The sequence below is a fragment of the Candidatus Hydrogenedentota bacterium genome (assembly GCA_016791475.1).
Classification (GTDB): domain Bacteria; phylum Hydrogenedentota; class Hydrogenedentia; order Hydrogenedentales; family JAEUWI01; genus JAEUWI01.
In genome coordinates this window covers 1-19,322 of sequence record JAEUWI010000090.1, presented here as the reverse complement: position 1 = coordinate 19,322, position 19,322 = coordinate 1, and the positions used below count along the sequence as shown (strand labels likewise).

Annotated in this window: 15 protein-coding genes; 4 read left to right on the top strand and 11 right to left on the bottom strand. The window is 59.1% G+C overall.

Going from position 1 to position 19,322, the window contains the following annotated elements:
- Positions 1 to 62: 62 nt before the first annotated feature.
- Together JNK74_27265 and JNK74_27260 are read right to left on the bottom strand one after the other, a co-directional pair.
- Positions 63 to 1,004 carry a putative DNA binding domain-containing protein gene (locus JNK74_27265; GenBank protein MBL7649892.1) on the bottom strand — a complete coding sequence of 314 codons (942 nt, stop codon included), beginning with the start codon at positions 1,002 to 1,004 and terminating at the stop codon, positions 63 to 65.
- Between the two features lie 80 nt (positions 1,005 to 1,084).
- Entirely contained in the window at positions 1,085 to 1,942 is an 858-nt protein-coding gene (locus JNK74_27260; GenBank protein MBL7649891.1) for an esterase family protein, read from the bottom strand.
- 202 nt (positions 1,943 to 2,144) lie between these two features.
- Between JNK74_27260 and JNK74_27255 the strand changes: the two genes are divergently transcribed.
- Positions 2,145 to 3,131 (top strand): 3'(2'),5'-bisphosphate nucleotidase, encoded by a 987-nt coding sequence (locus tag JNK74_27255; protein ID MBL7649890.1) that lies wholly within the window; start codon positions 2,145 to 2,147, stop codon positions 3,129 to 3,131.
- A 62-nt stretch (positions 3,132 to 3,193) separates the two neighbouring features.
- Here JNK74_27255 and JNK74_27250 read toward each other — a convergent pair whose 3' ends face one another.
- Both JNK74_27250 and JNK74_27245 read right to left on the bottom strand, forming a co-directional pair.
- Complete coding sequence (locus tag JNK74_27250; GenBank protein ID MBL7649889.1) at positions 3,194 to 3,997, bottom strand: hypothetical protein; 804 nt, start codon at positions 3,995 to 3,997, stop codon at positions 3,194 to 3,196.
- A 39-nt stretch (positions 3,998 to 4,036) separates the two neighbouring features.
- On the bottom strand, positions 4,037 to 4,351 hold the full coding sequence (locus tag JNK74_27245) for an MTH1187 family thiamine-binding protein (protein MBL7649888.1): 315 nt from the start codon (positions 4,349 to 4,351) through the stop codon (positions 4,037 to 4,039).
- Between the two features lie 354 nt (positions 4,352 to 4,705).
- On the opposite strand from JNK74_27245, the gene JNK74_27240 reads away from it, so the two are divergent.
- Positions 4,706 to 4,885 carry a hypothetical protein gene (locus JNK74_27240; protein MBL7649887.1) on the top strand — a complete coding sequence of 60 codons (180 nt, stop codon included), beginning with the start codon at positions 4,706 to 4,708 and terminating at the stop codon, positions 4,883 to 4,885.
- A 204-nt stretch (positions 4,886 to 5,089) separates the two neighbouring features.
- On the opposite strand, the gene JNK74_27235 is transcribed toward JNK74_27240, so the two are convergent.
- The 3 genes from JNK74_27235 to JNK74_27225 form a co-directional block, all read right to left on the bottom strand.
- Positions 5,090 to 7,417 carry a tetratricopeptide repeat protein gene (locus JNK74_27235; protein ID MBL7649886.1) on the bottom strand — a complete coding sequence of 776 codons (2,328 nt, stop codon included), beginning with the start codon at positions 7,415 to 7,417 and terminating at the stop codon, positions 5,090 to 5,092.
- 187 nt (positions 7,418 to 7,604) lie between these two features.
- On the bottom strand, positions 7,605 to 8,996 hold the full coding sequence (locus JNK74_27230) for a right-handed parallel beta-helix repeat-containing protein (protein ID MBL7649885.1): 1,392 nt from the start codon (positions 8,994 to 8,996) through the stop codon (positions 7,605 to 7,607).
- 129 nt (positions 8,997 to 9,125) lie between these two features.
- The gene (locus tag JNK74_27225; GenBank protein MBL7649884.1) at positions 9,126 to 10,871 is read right to left on the bottom strand and encodes a carbon starvation protein A; all 1,746 of its coding nucleotides are present in this window, start codon (positions 10,869 to 10,871) and stop codon (positions 9,126 to 9,128) included.
- A gap of 70 nt (positions 10,872 to 10,941) precedes the next feature.
- Here JNK74_27225 and JNK74_27220 point away from each other — a divergent pair, with 70 nt between their 5' ends.
- Complete coding sequence (locus JNK74_27220) at positions 10,942 to 11,724, top strand: hypothetical protein (protein ID MBL7649883.1); 783 nt, start codon at positions 10,942 to 10,944, stop codon at positions 11,722 to 11,724.
- 275 nt (positions 11,725 to 11,999) lie between these two features.
- Positions 12,000 to 13,136 carry a class I SAM-dependent rRNA methyltransferase gene (locus tag JNK74_27215; protein ID MBL7649882.1) on the top strand — a complete coding sequence of 379 codons (1,137 nt, stop codon included), beginning with the start codon at positions 12,000 to 12,002 and terminating at the stop codon, positions 13,134 to 13,136.
- A 55-nt stretch (positions 13,137 to 13,191) separates the two neighbouring features.
- On the opposite strand, the gene JNK74_27210 is transcribed toward JNK74_27215, so the two are convergent.
- The 4 genes from JNK74_27210 to JNK74_27195 all read right to left on the bottom strand — a co-directional run.
- The gene (locus tag JNK74_27210; protein MBL7649881.1) at positions 13,192 to 13,944 is read right to left on the bottom strand and encodes a glycosyltransferase family 2 protein; all 753 of its coding nucleotides are present in this window, start codon (positions 13,942 to 13,944) and stop codon (positions 13,192 to 13,194) included.
- A gap of 176 nt (positions 13,945 to 14,120) precedes the next feature.
- Complete coding sequence (locus tag JNK74_27205; GenBank protein MBL7649880.1) at positions 14,121 to 14,315, bottom strand: hypothetical protein; 195 nt, start codon at positions 14,313 to 14,315, stop codon at positions 14,121 to 14,123.
- A 629-nt stretch (positions 14,316 to 14,944) separates the two neighbouring features.
- Positions 14,945 to 16,561, bottom strand: coding sequence for a hypothetical protein (locus JNK74_27200; GenBank protein MBL7649879.1), 1,617 nt, complete (start codon positions 16,559 to 16,561; stop codon positions 14,945 to 14,947).
- 16 nt (positions 16,562 to 16,577) lie between these two features.
- Positions 16,578 to 19,322: hypothetical protein (locus JNK74_27195; GenBank protein ID MBL7649878.1), on the bottom strand; the 2,745-nt coding region annotated here is incomplete at its 5' end.

The following is a 19,322-nucleotide window of genomic DNA, read 5'->3' as shown; positions in this document are numbered from 1 at the left end:
GTGGGGCCTACTGAAAACAACAAAACAGCAAACACTACCCAAGTGGACAGTATTTACAGAAACTATTTGACACTACCGTAGTCCTGATGGGCCACGGCGTTGTGCAATGCTTCCAGGATGACCGATTTCTCGTAAACGGGAAACTCATATGGAATAAGTTCGCTGGGTGATTCCATCTTTTGGATAGGATTTCTAACTCGCGCATACAACTCGGTAGTCGTCCTCAGGAATGGAGGGCCGAAGTGCTCGTAAGCGCGCTGTTCTCCCTCAAGCTTCCAAGTGATCTGAGCTACGGCTGGTTCCAGGTGAAAGGCGGATTCGAATCTACCAAGCAACAATATACAGGCCCTGGTAATCTTCCCCGCCTTTGTCAGTCGGCACTTCTCAAGAAACTCCGCGTCCGACCATTCTTCAGTATCTTTCGAGAACTCCTTGTACTTGTTCTTCTCGCGAAAGTAGCTTCTCGCCAGTTGAAGCGCGGTATCATCGAGATCTTCCAAGGTCGCATTTGGACAGATCTCGCCCGACCAATCCAGAGGCACATCCCCTCGGCGAATGCGCTCCATCTTTTGCAAACTTAGCGGAACCAGAGATTCTCCGTCGCGCCCATAGTAGTGGCCCTTGTATGGAGTTGGTATGCCTGTCGAGGCGGGCGGAATCTCGAAGAGAATGACACGCTTTTCGTCACACAACGTGGTGTAAATGGTCTTGAACGTCACTCCACCTGTGAACTGTGCAACCTCATGCTTCAGCGAGTGAAGACTCACCGGATCAGCGCGATACTGTGAGCCACAAACCGTTCTCGATTTGTCGATGACACCAAAAACAAGCCAGGCACTCGACTCGCCGCTGAGATTTGCCTCGTTCGAAAGTGCGGAAAAGTATTTCCCCATTTCCTCCGAACTAAAGCTGCTTCGCGCCTCCTTGAATTCAAGGCACTCCGACTCGTGTGGATTCCCAAGTAGATCCCTCAACTTATCGAGCACTTCCGCGTTAGTCATCATTCCCTTGCATTCTCCGTTGCCGATAGCGCTCGCCGAATCGTTGGCACCACTATTCTCCGATCTTCGAGTGGACAGCTCCCCTACCGCCACAACCACCGCAGCGACTCGGGCAGGATCGCGCCGCCGTGTTTGCCATTGTGGCCCTCGGTACCCATTTCGAAGCGGTAATCATAGCCCGCGAACGCGAGGGCCTTGTCCATTTCCAAGTTGGCGAGGGGCCAGTTGCCGTGGGCATTGTCCAGATCCTTTTCGCCCGCCTGGAGGAATACCCGTATCGGCCGTTTCTCCTCTTTCCGGATGAGCGCGGGATACACGTGACCGCCGCGGATGTTGGTGAAGCTGCCCACGTGGCTCAGTACCTTGCGGAAGGCGTCGGGGCGCTCCCAGGCGACGGTAAAGGCGCAGATGCCGCCGGAGCTGATGCCGCAGATGGCGCGCTGATCGGAGTCTTCGGTGAGTTTGTAGTGCTTCCCGACTTCGGGGAGCATCTCTTCGATAAGGAATCGGGCGTAGTCATCACTCAGGGTGTCGTATTCCACGCTGCGGTTTTTCGCGGGCTCACCCTGGCCATCCGCCGCGGGGATTACGCCGGGGTTGATGAAGATCCCGATGGTGACGGGCATGGCGCCCTGGTGGATGAGGTTGTCGAAGACCACCGGCGCTCGGAAGTCCTTCTCGGTGTCCACGTACCACTCGCCATCTTGAAAGACCATCACGGCGGCGGGCGTGGCTCCGTCGTATTGGGCGGGCACGTAGACCCAGTAGTCGCGCACGGTGCCGGGATAGACCTGGCTCGCGGTGAACTGGTGCTTTGTGACGGTTCCCTTCGGAACGCCTTCTTTCGGCAGCGAGTCGCCCGCGAGGGTGTAGTCCTGGGCGGGGGCCGGCAGCAAACTGATGAGCCCCAGAAGTGCGATAAGGATTGAGTGCGTTCGCATGGCGATTCCTTGACGGTGGCCCGGCACGCGGGCCGACGGGGTTGTTTCACTGCTTCGGTTTTCGGGTTGCGCCATTAAAGCAGAGCCCGATTGCGGTTGCAAACCGACGGGGCTCCCGCGCGCCGTTGGCGACACGGCGCGACGCGCTGTTGTACAATGGCGCTTCGGGGAACGTGGAACCATCAGAAAGGACCCTATATCTATGTTAGATACCGCCCATCCGGAAGTGGCGACCGCCCTGAAGATCGTGCGCCAGGGCGCGAGCATGGCCCAGCGCGTGCTGGCGAGCATGGCCATGCAGAACCTGACCAAGAGCGACTTCTCGCCGGTCACCGTGGCGGATTTCGCCGCCCAGGCGCTGGCGGCCCACACCCTGCGCGAGGCCGGGATCAAGCTGCCGCTGGTGGGCGAAGAAAACGCCGCGGCGCTGCGGGCGGAGGATGGCGCGGAAGTGCGCAAGCTGGTGGCGGAGTTCGTGGGCAAGGTCGTGCCAGGCGCCACAGAGGAAGACGTGTGCAACTGGATCGACGAGGGCACGGGGGAACCAGCGGGGCGCTTCTGGACCCTGGATCCCATCGACGGGACCAAGGGCTATCTTCGGGGTGGCCAGTATGCCGTGGCGCTGGCGCTGATTGAGGATGGCGTCATCCAGGTGGGCGCGTTGAGCTGCCCGAATCTTGGCGACAATTGCCAGCCGGACATGGGCCTGGGCGCGACGATCATCGCGAAGCGGGGCGAGGGCGCGTGGCTCTCGGTGGCGGGCGAGCCCTTTACACGCCTGCAGGTCTCCGACTGTGCGGACATCGCTTCGGCTCGGGTAATGCGCTCGATGGAGGACGGACACACGAACGCGGGCCAGATCGACGCCATCGACAAGATCCTCGGCATTCAGGCGGAGCCGGTGCGGATGGACAGCCAGGCGAAGTACGCCGTGCTCGCCGCGGGCGGGGGCGAGTTGCTGTTTCGCCTGCTGAATCCGGGCAAGGAAGACTACAAGGAATGTATCTGGGATCAGGCGGCGGGCGTGATTATCCTGGAAGAGGCGGGCGGCAAGATCACGGATCTGAAGGGCGCTCCGCTGGACTTTACCCAGGGCCGAAAGCTGACCGCAAACACGGGCGTGTTTGCATCCAACGGGAAAATGCACGAAGCGGGCCTGAAGGCCGTGGCCGAAGTCTGCGGATTCTGATTGACCAATCATGAGGCCGCCGGCGTGTGGTACGCCGACGGCCTCGTTCTTGTACTCGAAGCTTACTGCGCGGCGGTCGGCGCGGCTTCTTCCGCAGGGGGTTCCGTTTCCGCCGGCGGGGCGACTTCCTCGGTGACGGGGGCCTCTCCGGGACCGGTAATCTCCACCTGGTCGGCACCTTCGGCGGGCGCGGCCGCCGCACCTTCTTTCAGCCTTACGATGAGCTTGTCGTCCTCGACGCGGATCTCATCAATCTTTTCAATCCAGGCTTTGAATTCAGGATCGGTGGAGACTTCCTGCGCCCAGTTCTGGGCCGCCATGCCATCCATGAATTCCTGGGAGGCCTCCTCGCCCTTGACCTGGAAGCTCTCCATGTAGACGTGGAGCATGCCGCCCGCCGTGTATACCGTGAAGGTGGCCGAACCGTTGGCGTAGCGTCCGTCGAGAATGGGAATCAACGTGCCGATGTCGAAGCTGACCTCGCCGCGAATCTCTCCATTGGCGATGGCCAGATAAACGGAGTCGCCGAAGACCTGACCCGGCTCGCTGGAGCGGAGCATGACATTGAGCTCTTCTCCGTTGAAGGAGAATTCGCGCGGGCCCGTGCCAGTCTCCACGGCAGCGCGAAACTGCGCCAATTTTTCGTTGGCGGCGGTCATTTCCTCGTCGCTGAGCTCAAGCGCGGGCAATTCGCGGGGGGCTTCTTCCGTGTAGGCCGTGATGCTGGTCTGCACCATCTTGTAGACGGTGAAGCCGAAGATGCCGGCGCCCAGCACGCCGACCACAACCACCACGAGGCACCCGATGAGGCAGCCGTTTACGTTGGAACTGGACTTGGGCAGGGGGGGAACTTGATCGTGCGACATGGGGAGACTCCTCGTGAAGGCGCGGGGCGCCTGTTGTACTTAGTGGGTGGTTGCTGCGCCGAGGATGGACTGGACGTGAAGGACTTTGTCCTTCATCGACTGCTCCCTGTCCACCCGTGTGCCCAGTTTGATGGTGGTGCTGATGCGGGGCGCGCCCATGGCGTGGACTTTCTCGTGGCACGCCTTGATCGCGGCCATGACGGAGTCCCATTCCCCTTCGATATTTGTTCCGAAGGCGTGGAGGTGAATCTCCAGCCCGGCGGTCTGAAGAATCTCCTGGCACGCCGCGATGTAGGGTGAGAGGGACACTTCGGCATTCAGGGGAATGATACAGAGATCGACGATAACTTTCATGGGGTCTCGCCTCGATGGGTTTGGGTGGGACGCTCCGCTCGCGCCATGGGATAAGTGTCGATCATTTTGTTCTCCTGATACAACATGGCGCGCGCTTCTATTCACGGGCCCCAAGTTCCGGAGGGTCAGAGCGACAACTAAGATTCATTTTTGATTATTTCATAGCCAATTTTGACAACACACAAATTATGAACATTGGGCTCATCCGCTCGCAAGCGCATTAAATTCGCGCACTTACAACATTGGCATGAGTCTGGTTTATACGCATACACAATGGTCAAACTGGAACGCCTGGTTGACAGGCACAAAAAAGGCGCACACACGATGCAACCGTACGAGATGAGTTCAAGCGCGATGCAACAGAACAGTGAAGTGCAGGGCTGGTTCACCAAACCCGGACCGACCGAGAGCTTTTTGCGTAGCGCCCCCCAGCATCTGGTCCAGGAAAACTGGGAGACCGCACCGTCCATCCGAATCGACCCGGCCTTTTTCACGGCGGTCGGCCCCACCCCGAGCTTCGCACAGGTGCGGTAGCTTTCCAAACTCCTCGCCGAAAGTCGGCAGGTCTACAACAGCGTGTCCGAGACGCCCGAGAGGAATTCCCTCCTTCGGGCGTTTGGCGTTTTCTGAAGTCACGGAACGCTTCCTTACCTTTTTCTTTGCGCCATCGTGGTTCTACTCGTGGGTTGCGGTCAACCGATTTCCTGCGCCTGGCGCGGCCGATCATCTATCCGTGCTTTACCGCGCAAGAATGGCCGCCACGGAGCGCTGGAGCTCGGGATTGTTCGGATCGAGAGCAAGCAGCTTCTCCGCGTAGGGTTTGGCTTGCTCCCAGCGTTCTTCCTGAACATAGAAAATTACCAAAGCGTCCAGCACCCCGCCATTGGCTGGATCGATTCCATGGGCCTGCTTCAAGGCGGCCTCGGCGCCGGCGCGATCATTGCGGTGCTGGAGCAGCAGACCGTAATTGTAGAAGACCCGGGCTCGTCCCGGCAGCAGTTCGGTTGCCCGTTTCATGTAAACGACGGCCTCGTCGAGGCGGTTCATTTCGGCGAGCAACAGCGCCATGGAATAGTGAAGCTCCCCTTCATTGGGTGCGAGCCCCAGGGCTTCGTTTAGCAGGTGCTCCGCCTCGCCGTTCCTGCCCTGGCCGTTGTAGAGGTTGGCCAGATTCACGCGCGCGGGAATGAACTGAGGGTCGCGTGCGATGGCGGTCTTGTAGGCCGCCTCGGCCGCGACCAGATCGCCCGCCGCGGTATGGAGCAGTGCGAGATTCAGGTGGGCCTCCGGCTGATCGCCCGTGGCTTCCTGCAGGGCCACGTATTCGGCCTCCACGGTGGCGAGGGCCTCGCGCGTCTTCACGGGCAACCCCGCCTTCACCGGCGCGAGGATCAGGGGCACACTCGTGCGTACGGAGGCCATGGGATCGAGCGCCAGCGGGCCGATCACCTCGCCCCGGGCCTCCATCGGCAGACGATCCATGCCATCAACGGCGCGCGCACGCACGACCGGCGACCCATCCTTCAGGCCTTTCAGCAGGGCCTCACTCGCGGCCCCGCCGGGGTAGTTGCCGAGGAGTTCCAGGGCGGTCGCGCGGATGATGGCGGGCGCGTTTACCTCCGCCGCCAGCGCGGCAAGTTCCGTTTCGGCCTCGGGCTGGTTCCGCCGGCCCGCGGCGATGGTCGTGGCGAAATGTTTCGATTGCTCCGGTGTTTTTTCGTCATACCAGCTCTTCACCGCATCGGCGGCCCAGTGGGCGTCCTTATCCGCATGGCACTGGTTGCAGGCGTTGGGCGTGCCGAGGGCAACGGAGAGATCGGGCCGGGGCACGCGGAAGCTGTGGTCGCGGCGCTCGTCGATGCCCATATAGGTCCGCTCGGCCATATGGCAGTTCACGCACTGCGCGCCCGGTGTTCCGGGCTCATGGAAATGGTGCGATTTCGCGTCGAACACCCCCGGCTTCAACGTGGGGAACTGGGGCTGGGGCACGTCCTGATGGCAGCGCACACAGAGATCATTGCCCGGCACGAGGAGCTTCGCACTGTGGGGATTGTGGCAATCGGTACATCGCACGCCCGCGTGGTACATCTTGCTCTGGGTAAAGGACCCGTATTCATAGACCTCGTCCAGGATCTGGCCGTCGGGGTGATAAAGTCCGTCGCTGAGCACACTCAGCAGAAAATTGTCGTGGAAGCTGCGGGCGGGTTCATCCTCCGCGACGGCGGGTGCGCGGCGCGCGTGGCAACGGGCGCACTGATCCACCTGGTACGCGCCCTTGTTGGACTTGTAGTCCACCACGAGGCCCATCGCGGTGTAGGCGTCCTTGGGCGTGGTGACGGGCAGTCGCGCCCATTCCACGTGGGTCGAGCCGGGACCATGGCAGGCCTGGCAGCCTACGTTGATATCGCTGAAGGTGGTATTGAAGGTGTTGGTCTTGTTGTCGAAGCCCTTCCGCAGATCCGTGCTGTGGCACTCGGCGCACATGTAGTTCCAGTTCTGCAGTCGACCGGTCCAGTGGAGCGGATCGCCCTCGCGCAGGGGTGCGTCGGGGTACAGGTGAAACCACCGCTTCTCGTCCGCGTCCCACGCGACGGGCACGCACTGATAACGCCCACCGGGAAAGGGGACGAGGTATTGCTGGAGCGGCTTCACGCCGAAAGTGTATTCCACCGTGTAGATGCGCTCCTCCGCGGAGCCTGCGCGATAGCCGACTTTGAAGGCTTCGCCCTCCTTGAAGAAGCGCCAATGCTCGTCGAAGTGGCTGAAGGTGGCATTGTTGAAATCGCCCAGCACCGTGGCCGATGTGGCGTGATCCATGGCGCGCTCATGATCGGAGCCGAGCCACTCCGCGAAGACCGGCTCGTGACAGGAGCGGCAATCCGTATCCTTAACGAATGCGGCAGGCGATGGCGCGGGGGCTTCAGGCAGCGAAGCGGCGACCGGGGTCGCCGCAGGCTTTGCGTCTGGATCGGCGAGGGTTTCGAGCGGGGCCTCGCCACAGCCGCAGCAGAGCAGTGTCACGACGGAAAGTGCTGCGGCAACTTGGAATTGGAATACACGATACATGGCAAAGCCCGGGAATTTTTGATTGGGGTCAGGGCCGGTCAACGCCCGGAAACACGTGGGCATAGTGTAACCGCTGAGCGGGCTGGAGGGGAAATGGGAAAGCTATAGGACGGATACGACTGATAGGACCGATTTATTGATCAAATCTGTCGTATCTGTCGTATCGGTCTTATCCGTCCTATTTCGATCACTCCTTCGCGCCCAGCGGCAGCGTCTGGTTGCACACGCCGTCCCGCCCCGGGTGAAAGAGGTTCTCGCCCACGATCACATTCTTTGGAAAGTGCGGGCTGTCGGGGGTGTAGTCGATGCGGAGGGCGTAGCGGTAGCGGGGCTTTTCGTAGACCAGCGCGCCATCCACCAGCACCCCGTCGCGACCGGCGTCGTAGACGATGTTGCCCTGGATCAGCACGTCGGAGATGTTCGGGTTTTCTTCGAGCTGCTTGCCCATGAGGATAATGGGATAGCTGCTGTCGCCGTTGTTCTTGCCGCCCCAGTTCCAGTACTCGTGTCCGTAGCCGAAGTCGGTGATCTGGTTGTTGGCGATGAGGATACCGCTGTCGTGGTTCGCCGGCTTTGGCGGCGCGCCCTCTTTGGTCTCGACGGCATGCTCGGAGGCAGCTCCCGGATTCACCAGGATGCCCCAGAGATCGATGTGGGTGAGCAGATTGCCCTCGACGACAATATTCCGACTGCCATGGGTCATTTTAACGCCCATGAAGCCGTGGTCCACAATGTTGTTGGCGCAGATCACGTTGTCGGAATGAATGTCGAAGCCCTGGGCGCAATTTTGCAGGTAGTTGCCCCGGAGGATGGTGTGGCTGGTTTCGCGGGGACTGGTGACGACCACGGCGGAGCCCTGATGCCAGTTGCTCACGTGGTTTGTGTCCCACGCGTCCTGGGGCATCAGTTTGCCCTTCTCCGCCGGGCGAATCGTGATCTCACCCAGCTTGTATTGTTCCACGGCCTCCCGGGCGGGCAGGTAGGTCTCTTCGATGATGCGGTTGGACTCGATGACGGTCCCGGTGCTGGCGTTGACCAGGATGCCCGTGCCGTCGATGGCGCGGAAGGCGTAGCCGTACAGTGGCGAGGAAGTCCGATCATCGATGGCAATGCACTTGTAATCGCGAACCAGACAATCCTTCACGGTAACCTGCTGGCTGTTGCGGATCTCGATGGCGGCGTCGCGGGCGCGGGCCTTCAGGACGTGAACCCCACGAATTTCGATGAGACGGCTGGTGTTGATGAAGAGGCCCGGACCCCGCGCGGGCTCGGCTGATTCGGTGCGGGTCAGCGTGACGCCCTCGATGCGGGTCATGACGCCATTTTCGATGGTCACAATGGTAGCGCCGGGATTGGTCTGCTCGATGGTGCCGGGACCGTAGAGTCCACCGCCCTCGCCGGTGAAAACCAGGGCGGCATCGATCTTATGAATTCCCGCCGGGACGAAAAGCCGCACGCCGGGGTGGGCGTGGATGGCCTCCTGCGGCGTGGGGTAATCCGTGATGGCGGGCGACTGGGCCGGAGCCGTGAAGGCAACCAGCGTGGCGGCAATGAAGGCGAGAGTACTGCGAAGTAGCATGGGGAATTCCTGTGGGGGAAACCGTTAAGGAGCCCTTTTTTATGGGTCTTATGGGTCTTATGGGTTGGGGTTGGAAACATACTGACCCATAGGACCCATACGACCCATACGACCCATTCTTTCCAATGACTACGCCGTAATCGGCTCAGCCTGCGTCGATCTCGGGGGATCGGAGGGCCCGCGAAACACCAGCACCGCCTCGATCAGCACCACCGCCGCCAGGCCTACCAGCACCAGGGCCACCCACGGCACGGGCTCGGCGGGGAGTCCTTTGAAGGCCCACTCCGGCGTAAAGAAGCCCACGCGGGCAAAGCGAAGCAGGGCCCAGGCGCTCATGGCGTACATGAAGACGGTGGGCAGGCCCACGACCCACCAGACCCACTGGGCGCGGTAGGTGCGCCACAACCAGACCGTGACACCGAGCAAGGTCAGGGCGGCGAGCAACTGATTGCTCGCGCCGAAGAGCGCCCAGAACACGCGCCACGCGGGGATGGCGTTGCCGCTGGCGTCGGTGGAAGTCTGCAATACGAAGAAGAGGGGCGCGCCGGCGGTGAGGCCCGTGCCGAGCCAGCGTCCGGCGGCGTTCTCCATGCCCGTGAGTTCCTGGATGATATAGCGACCGAGGCGCGTGCAGACATCCAAGGTATCGTAAACAAAGGTGGTGAAGGCGAGGAGGCCAAAGGAAATACCGAAAGCGGCGGGAATGCCAATGGTTTCGAGGAAGGAGCCGATGCCCTGGGCATAGATGTAGTTCGGCTTGGTGCCCATGCCCTGCGCAACTTCCTTCGTGAGCATCATGACGCAGCAAAGGGACACCACGGCCACCATGGCTTCAAGAATCATGGAGCCATAGCCGATGACCTTGGCGTCGGTCTCTTTGCGGAGCTGCTTTGACGTGGTGCCGGAGGCGATGATGGAGTGGAAGCCGGAGCAGGCGCCGCAGGCGATGGTGATGAAGAGGATCGGCGCGAGGGGATCGCCATTGCCGGCGTTCCAGCCAATAAACGCGGGGTACTGGGCGGTCTCGCCGCCGAAGATCAGGCCGAGCATGCCGCCGCCGAGGGCCAGGTAGAGAAAATAGCCACCCAGATGGCCCCGGGGCTGCAAGAGCAACCACACGGGCGCGATACTGGCGGCAAAACAATAGCCCAGGAGGAGAATATCCCAAAGCTTGCGCGCGCCCGCCTCGCTCAGGCCGAAGATCTGGGCCAGATCGAAGGGAATGTATTGTCCGATCCAGATCGACACACCGACGAGGGGCAGAAAGATGACCGTGGCCCAGTTGAGCGACAGCCTGGTGAAGCGCAGCAACAGTCCCATGGCGATCGGCAGGGCAAGGTACAGCAGGGACGAAGTGGCCACGCCGCCACCGGTAACTTCCATGCCATTTTCCAGGACCTGCTTGCCGACGAAGGAACCGGCCACGATATCGGTGAAGGCCACGATGATATAGACCAGCGCAATCCAGATAAAAATCAAAAAGAGCAGGTAAGAGCGGCGCGACATGTGCACGCGCACCACCTCGGCGATGCTGCGGGCACGGTGGCGCACGGAGGCCACGAGGGCGGTGATGTCGTGGACGCCCCCGATGAAAATGCTGCCAATCAGAATCCAGATGAGGGCGGGCAACCAGCCAAACATGACGCCCGCCAGAATCGGACCGACGATGGGACCGGCTGCGGCGATGGCCGAAAAATGCTGGCTCATCAGGAACTTAGGCTCGATGGGCGCATAGTCCACATCGTCGCGCATGGTCACCGCGGGCATCTCGGCCGAGTCGTCGAGCCGCAGGAGCCGGGCCAGCAGATTACCATAAACACGATAGGCCACAGCAAGAACAATGGCGGAAAGAATGACGATGATAAGAAGGTACATGGTTGCTCTACCCAAATTAGCCACAGATTGGCGATACTATACACCTTCACCTGTCGGGAAAGAAAAATAGATGAAAATGCTGTTACACATTGTCCGGGGCCATTTTACACCCGCGACACTCCGAGTTTACCTGGCCGCGCAGGCCCTTTTTTTCTGGAGCCTTATCTTTGCCTGCTGGCGGCTCTTCCCCGTGGAGAACGCCTTTTCCATTCTCACCCACACCTTCAGCTATCTGGGCAGCTTCGAGCCGGACAGGAACCCGCCGGGCTGGTGGCTCTTTTGCATCGCCATGGTTTTCTGGGGACTCTCCAGCGTGCCGGTGGTGCGTTATATCACCCACCAGGTCGCGCTGGCGAGCGGCAAGCCCCTGCGCGGCCCCGCGCGACTGCTGACAACCGGCTGCTTGGGCATCGTGCTGGTCGGCCTCTTTCCCGACGCACGGGGCGCCATCCTGGGGCCGATCCGATGGACCGATCTCCACTATCTGGGCGCGCTCTTAATCGTAATCGGCTTCGTCTTCGGCGTGCCGTGGTTCGCCGCCCGACTTTTTCGCGCGGCCCGCTCCCCACAGACACCGGAGCCCGCACGGACGGCCTGCCAGCGTGGGCGATGGCCCCAGTTCCTCTTTATCGCGGAGACCACGGTAGCCTTTTCTTTTCTCATCCGCTGGGAATTCATCTATCGGGAGCGCCGCGCCGAAGCGGAGGCCGCGGGCAGGATTATCGGTAGTTCCTGGACCGAAGCGATGAACACGCCTTATTCCTTTCCCCTGTGGGACAATCTTTTCGTGTACACGTTGTTTGTCTACCTGGCGTGGACGGCGTTGGCGCTTGCCAGCACCTCGCGGGAGTGATCGGTCGGTTCGGACCGAGCAAACAGGACAATCGCATTTAGGAGATGCCGGTTAATCGTCACGAACGTATGGAGAGGGGGCATTCTTGCCCCCTTGTCCTTTTCGTGTAACTTCGTCAAACGTTATTGGGGGCTGGAAAGCCCCCGCTCCATGCCTCCGCAGTCGCTGGTTCTAAACTTGATTGCCCTGACCGAGCAATCGAGTCCTGTGCATGCCGCGCTGCTTTTCGGTATAATGTCTGCTTCCCCGCACCCCCATTTCCCGGAAAGCCCGCCATGTCCACCACGCTCCCCATTGCCACCCTGAAGCCCAAAGAAGACCGACGCATTCAGCGGGGTCATGCCTGGGCTTACCGGGGCGAGTTCAGCAAAATTCCCGAATTGGCCGATGGCGCACTGGTGGATGTGTACTCTGCGGAGCGCCGCTTCGTGGGCCGGGGCTTCTTTCAGACCCAGGGCGGCATTGCCGTGCGCGTGCTTTCCCGGCGCCAGGAGGAAATTGACACCGCCTTCTTCCGCGAGCGGATCCAGACGGCGCTGGCGCTCCGGCAACTGCTTTTTCCCGGCTCCCAGGCCTACCGCTGGATCTTCGGCGAGAGCGACGGCCTGCCCGGCCTGGTGGCGGATCGCTTCGGGGCCGTGGTCTCGGTGCAATCTTCCTGCGCGTTTTATGTACCCTTGATGAAACCCATCGCGGAGCTGCTGATGGAGGCGGATGGCGTGGAGGGCGTTCGCTTTCAGGTGGCCTATCACCTCGAAGTCGTGGGCAATGTGCCCAACGACGTCGATTTTGAGTTGGAAGGCCTGGCGGTTTCCCTCCAACTCGAAGGCGCGCAGAAAACCGGCATGTTCCTCGACCAGCGCTACAACCGCGTGGCCCCCGCACCTTTTGCGAAGGACGCGCGGGTCTTCGACGGCCACTGCCACCTCGGCCTCTGGGCCTGCCACGCCGCGAAGGCCGGCGCGCACGCTGTGCTCGCCGTGGACACCTCCCAGGCGGCCCTCGACCTGGCGGCGGCGAATGCGGAGCGCAACGGCGTCGCTGAGCGCATCGAATTCCGCTGCGGCGATGTGGAGGAGATCCTCGCGGAGGAAGAACCCTTCGATGTGGTCATCGTCGATCCCCCCGCCTTCGCCAAGAGCCGCGCACTGGCGAGAAAGGCCGAGGGGAAGTATCTTCAGCTCAACCGCGCCGCCCTCAAGGCCGTAAAGCCCGGCGGCATGCTATTTACCAGCTCCTGCTCCCACTTCATCGACGACGCCCTCTTCCTGGACATCATCAAGCGGGCCTCCTTCGCGGAGAAGCGCACGGTGCAGTTGCTCGAACTGCGCGGCGCGGCCCAGGACCACCCGGTGCTCCTGGCCATGCCGGAGACGGCCTATTTGAAGTGCGCGGTGCTGCGGGTAGTCTAAGCGCACGGTCGCACCTCCGGGGCCTTCGGGAAGGGGAAGGGCGACCCAATGAAATTCAGGGTTGCGCCGCACCCACGTGGGCCACTTCGATGCAGCCGCGGGTTTCTTCCAGCGCGGCCTGGGCATCGGCCATACGCGCGCCGCGCCCGCGCAGCCAGAGCCGGGCGGCATCGCGCAGGCCCTGGTAGAAACGGGACATGCCATATTTCGAGTGGCCGAAGCGGCGGGGATGGTGCTTCACCGGGATCTCCCCCACTTTGTAGCCCGACTGGGCCGCCATGATGGGGATGAGCCGGTGGAGATCGGCGTAGAGCGTGAGGGACTTGGCCACTTCCATCCGCATCGCTTTGAAGCCCGTGTTCACGTCGTGGATATCGATGCCGAAAGATTTATTGATAAGGGTGTTGTACACCTTGGAGGGCAGGGTCTTGTGGATGGGATCCTGACGGTCGGCCTTCCAGCCGCAGACGAGATCGCAGCCCTCGTCGAGCTTCGCCAAAAGGCGGGGCAGCTCCTTCGGGTCGTCCTGAAGGTCCGCGTCCATCGTCACCACCACATCGCCCTCGATCTGGGCAAAGGCCACGGCCAGCGCGCGGGTCTTGCCGCAGTTGCGGGCAAACTTCACCACGTCGATGCGGGGATTCTTCTCGCGGCTCCGGAGCATGGCGGCATAGGAGCCGTCGGTGCTGCCGTCGTCGATGAAGAGGATGCGGTAGTCGTGATCGGCCAGCGCCGACGCGATGCCCTCGGCCAATGGCTCCAGGGTGACCTCTTCATTGCAAGCCGGTATGACGACACAAAGCTTCATCCGTCCTCATTTGCCTGGGAGCGCCCGGAAGCGCCGCAGTATTCAGGCGCACACGGCCCCGCGCCTGATGAATCGATTGGTCCCCAGTGGGCCGGAACACGACCATAGCATACTTGGCCCGCCCCCGTGCAATCACAGCCGGGACGGCTGTGCCACATTCTTTTCGAAACACAGCACTACCGGATATCGGCGTCCAGCCACTTGATCACGGCCATCACGCCCCGCGCCTGCTTTAACATCGTCGCCTTCAACCCCTTCTCCATCAGCTTCGCCTTGGCATCGTGGCGATCCTTGGCAATAACCACCCCGCCGACGAAGGACTTCTCCTCGTCGCCTTCCGCGCGAATGGCGTGATATTCAAACGTGGGCATACACCGTCCTCCAAGCCGTTAACCAAATCATTGTACCATTTTTGCAGGGGGGTGCCAATACCGAATGTCCCGCAGATGGAGGATTATTGGCAGTTTTCGCAGGGGGTTGGCACCGTCGTGACATAGAAAACGGGGACAGCCACCGGTATTCTATTCTTCCCCAAAGTCTTGGTCCGGGGTACCGGTCGGCATACTTTGACTTCAGAGTTTCCCCCGCTTAGAGGGCGGGCGGGGCTACTCGCCCCGGGTGAAGAAAAATCGTATCGCATATTGATTCCGCCGCGCGTGTACGTTCAGAGCGACCGCCGGGTCGCTGACTCAGGATAGCAGGGGGCGGTCGTTCCGTCAATAGGGGGACATGGAGTCTTTGGGGCGCGTAGGCGACGCTGCGTTACATCCCCTGGGACAGGCCCGCGCGCCGACGCGCACCTCGACCCGCTGAAGACACGGACGGACGCCACCGCCACCGCCACCCGCCCAGGGACCCCGGCGCGGGTCCGTCCCCAATGCCCGATCCACCACGAGGACTTGAGAAAGACTCGGGGGGATGGGCGGAGAACAGGGAAGCTGGCGCGGGGGGCGATGGGGGGCTGTCCACATTTTCAGAACAATATGTCTCCGACGCAGGGTCATTTCGGGTTCAAAGAACGCGTGCCAGAATCTTCCGTCTGTAGAACAAAGTTAGTCCAAAGCACTCTCTGGATGGACCCCACCCTGCTTTTGTCCACGAACCGCAACGTCGTTAGGGCACCGTAGCGCTTTCCACCGTTCCAACGAAGGTAGAAATTTATGTTTTTGGTGTCACGTCCCCCAACAAATGTTGCTGTCTTTTTGTACCCTTCCGCAGGTGCTTCGCGCATCTCAGACTGCCAATCTTCAGTGAGCGGACCCTCCAGAAGCTCCCAGCCGTTTGTTCCTTCCAAGGTAACGGTCCACGCAGTACTATTGCCATCATTCGGAAGGTCGCTGAGTTCGATTTCACCCGTCTTTTTTGCAACAAACCAAATGTCCGCATTTTCTTTTAGGTCCACCCATTCCCCTTGACCAAAAGGATTCGAGCTCTCGCCAAATTGTAGTCCGATCTCGTACACCTCGGCGTCGGTCTGCCATTTGCGAGGTATCTGGCTGGCGGATCGCAACGACACTTTCACGCCTTCAGGCTGCAAGATCAATTGCACTTCGCCTTCAGGCACCTCTGCGCGATGATAGCTCAATCTCTCTTTATTGAAGCCCGATACAGCTACATTCAAAACGATCCCTTCCTTCAATACTGAATATGAGACGCGACCATCTGCGTCTGTTGTCAATCTTACGGGATTAAATTTTTCGGACCAGTCAGGCTTAATGTCATGTTCCTCACCTTCTATCAGAGTATCCGCAAGGGGTTTGCCCTCATTGTCCAGAAGTTGGATACGAAGCATTCGGGGAGCCGCAGCCAGTTTACGCTTCTTAAGCTCCGCTTCATCACGTATCCATGGAGTGTCTGTTGGCAATGGTTCCGCATTGTCAGCGGCCACTGAGTATTCTTTTGCGTCTCCATCCTTTGGGGTGATTACAACGCGGGGCGGCTTTGTTGCCGTCCTTTTCTCGAACGAGACCCGTTGTGAAAAAACTTCCGGTGGTAGCACAAATTCCGTTGAAATTAGTTTCTGGGTCGTTGTAACCGAAACGCGCATCGTTAGTGAGGGAACATCATAAAGATAGATGCGCTCTGAACTTACTATTTCGTTGGGATTTTCGAAGGCGTAGTGAGAGACCCCCTTGAAGGCGAGGTGCTTGGAACCTTCCCCCAATACGTCGTCCACAACGATTTGCTTCGCGAAAACTGCCAACGCCCGATCATCCAGTATATGAGTTTTTATTTCGGGATCGGAATAAGGTGCCAGGACACTGAAGACGATAGGCTTAAATTCCGCCTGCTCCAGAACGTCGTTTTCGAAGAAGTTCTTCAACTTGGAATCCTGGTACTTGGGATACTGCAGTACGCCCACAAAAGACTCCTTCCCGCCATCGAGAGGGCAGACCAAAGCGTCCAATTGAAAATCGATAGTATCGCCGCTCTTCACAATTGTCGCGGTGCCCGTCTTGTCCTCAGTAAACTCAAACGTTAGGCGTGGCTCCACCTTTTTTAATAGGTTTCCTATCGCGTCGTGTACAGGATTTGCATATGCCGGAAGCGCCACCCACAGCCCTACGGGCAAGAAAAATAGGTAGCCTAAACGCTTAAGAGTTTGTATTGATTTCACTGTAAGACTCCCAGAACTAGTTCAACACGCTGTCCAAGTATACGAAAAAATTCCAAACGTGATGAAGCGAATTCTCGCGCATCGCATTGTGCCCATTTATGCCCAAGGGCAATGCATCATGGTTTATTATGTCATTGTCTCCGGCGTCTTCGGGTATTGGAAGGCTTCCGGCAGCATAGCTTCTAGATGGGAATCGCTGACCGTACCACGTCCATTCAACACCCCATGGAAGTACTATGCCAGTTTCGGATGGGTCGTCGTTGTCAGCAATTAGGTCATCCTTATTGATCTCATTTAAGTGCCATATATAGCTTAACACATAATCACCAGCAGAATAAGTGTTAATCACCGTTGGAATGACACTGGGAACCGAATTCAGGTAAGACACCCAAAGGTCATCATTAAACTCAACATCAGGAATCCTCCATAAGGGCGAGTCGTAGTAATGTTGCCATGGCCTTAAATCTCGCATCCCTGGGACAAACGTCGTCGTCAGGCCCCCATTCGCCCCCCCTTGCCCTTCATAAGTGACCGCCACCGCATCCGTCAGCAAGGGCAATCCTGTCCTAAAGGATGTAAAGTTAGTTATTCCGAAATCACTGTCTCTTACCGGGCCATTCACTAAGTCCGCTCCAATGAAGAAGCTATTTCTCGGCACCGCAGCCTCGGCAAGAACATAGGTTTCTACATCCCCTGGAACGAGGTGCTTCGCTGCCGATCCCATTACTCCGTTTCCTTGGCTGTGAGCGAACACATGTACCTGCCAGCCAGACGTGTGCAGAGTGTGCAAGTGATCCGCCGCCTGTTGTCCGACTCGAAGGCTCTCTATCACGGTGGACCTATAGTTGAGGTCCTCGAAGAATGTACTCCATCCATATACTTCTGAGTCGGTCGAACCTTGCCATATTAGGCCCACAAAATGGTTGGTATCCCCAGCCCAATACAGGCGCTTATACATTGTGGGAAGCCATTCCTTCAGCGCATTTACTCTAGGCACGTTCATGCCGTGAACAAATACCGTGGCGTCGCCTGCATTGCTGGGAAGGTTGTTGTACAAGTAGGGGGAACTATCGCTGGGGTATAGGCTCATCACTGAGTAGTATTCCGGATTGCCGTTCAATAGATCTTGCAGATGCACGGTCTGTGACGCCTCAGCGACCACAGTCTCACCCATATACGCTTTAACCCTTAGAATTCCCGTTCCGGCAGCAACTCCTTCAAGGAGGAAGTGACCACCTGTTGCGTCAAGAACATCGTGCAATACCACCCTTTCAGTGCCATCGACGAGTCCTGTCGTTCCATCGTATTCGATCTGAGCCGTCGCATAGTCCACGCTGACAGCTTCGGACGGCACCAACTGTGCGGCGTACCCGTGATCGCTCACGTGGGAGGTCGCACTAAACGTCGCATTCGCGTCTACCGCCGAAAAGAGTCGAACTTGTGGGGAGCCAGCTTGGGGCTCGAACGACAGCTTTACCTCGACGTCCTCTTTCGCTATTCCGACGCAATCAAATCTCACGTAGAGATGCGCGAAGTCCTCCAAGTCCTTTCGAAAAAAGAGTTGTTCGTTGTCACAGTCATCGTAACCTTCAAAATCGTTGAATCCTAGAGGGTTTCCGTCGTTGTCATTGTTTACCCAAAAGTTAAATCCGCCCGGGGCGTCGGCTTCCGCCGGGTCACGCCCGTAGGCCTTTAGCGATAAATCTACGTGTGGATAGGGCGCACTCACAATTTTTTGAACGATAATTGTCTCTTTCCTGGAGCCTTCCCCTTTGGAGACGGGTACTTCGATCAAGACTTCCTGGAGGTCGGTTCGCTCCGGATCCACTATGGTGTAGTTTATTGCGCCGATGTGGGTAGGGTCGGGAAGAGACACGCTTGGTGGCAACTCCGGTGAGAACCACGGATCATTGATATAGGGTATAAGGCTCTCGCCGGGCATCAAGTAACTTCTTCCGTCTGGAAGTTCATAGTCGGCTTGTAAACTATAGCGGCGAAATATGGCCTTGACGTTGCGGTAGGGCTGCAAGAGCGTCAAGGTTCCCTCGATCTGGTAGAGTTCGTCGTCTTTCTCATTGATGTCTGGCCGAACTTCCCAGCGATGCAACGCGAGCAGGGAATCAAAGGTGCGGGGATGATCTTGCGGAAAGTCGCTGGCCTCCAGCTTAATAGTATAGTCGTACTCCTCGGAGAGTACGCCAAAGTCAAATAGCCGATAACCTTCATAGATCCACGGGGGTATATTTCCCATTCCAATGCCCACCCCGCATTCAACGCTGGTTATGTTGAATGGGTCGCCATCCTCAAAGAAATTAACACAATCTATTGGCTCCTTTACCCATGTCCACACACCATCCACCCAATCCTGCCATTCAAAGTATGAGACAAACACGATTGCCCACTCCGGCTCCCCGCTGGATTCATACTCCGCGCCGACGGTAACGTCATGCGCGGGCATCTCAAACTCCACTGAGCGTTCAGCATTGTTAATGTCGGGATCCGACACATTGAGTGCTGAAATGCTCTCAAAGCTGTACCCTTGCGGAGAATTTTGGAGGGCCACAATCCGGATGCTGTCGCCAGGTTCCTTAATGTAAACTCCTGCGGGCGGATCGGTAAGATCCTCAAATGGCCCCCAAGGTAGAACTGTCAGGGTAAACACGCCGTCTTCGCCCTCGCCCTCGCCCTCGCCCTCGCCCTCGCCCTCGCCCTCGCCCTCGCCCTCGCCCTCGCCCTCGCCCTCCCCCTCGCCCTCCCCCGC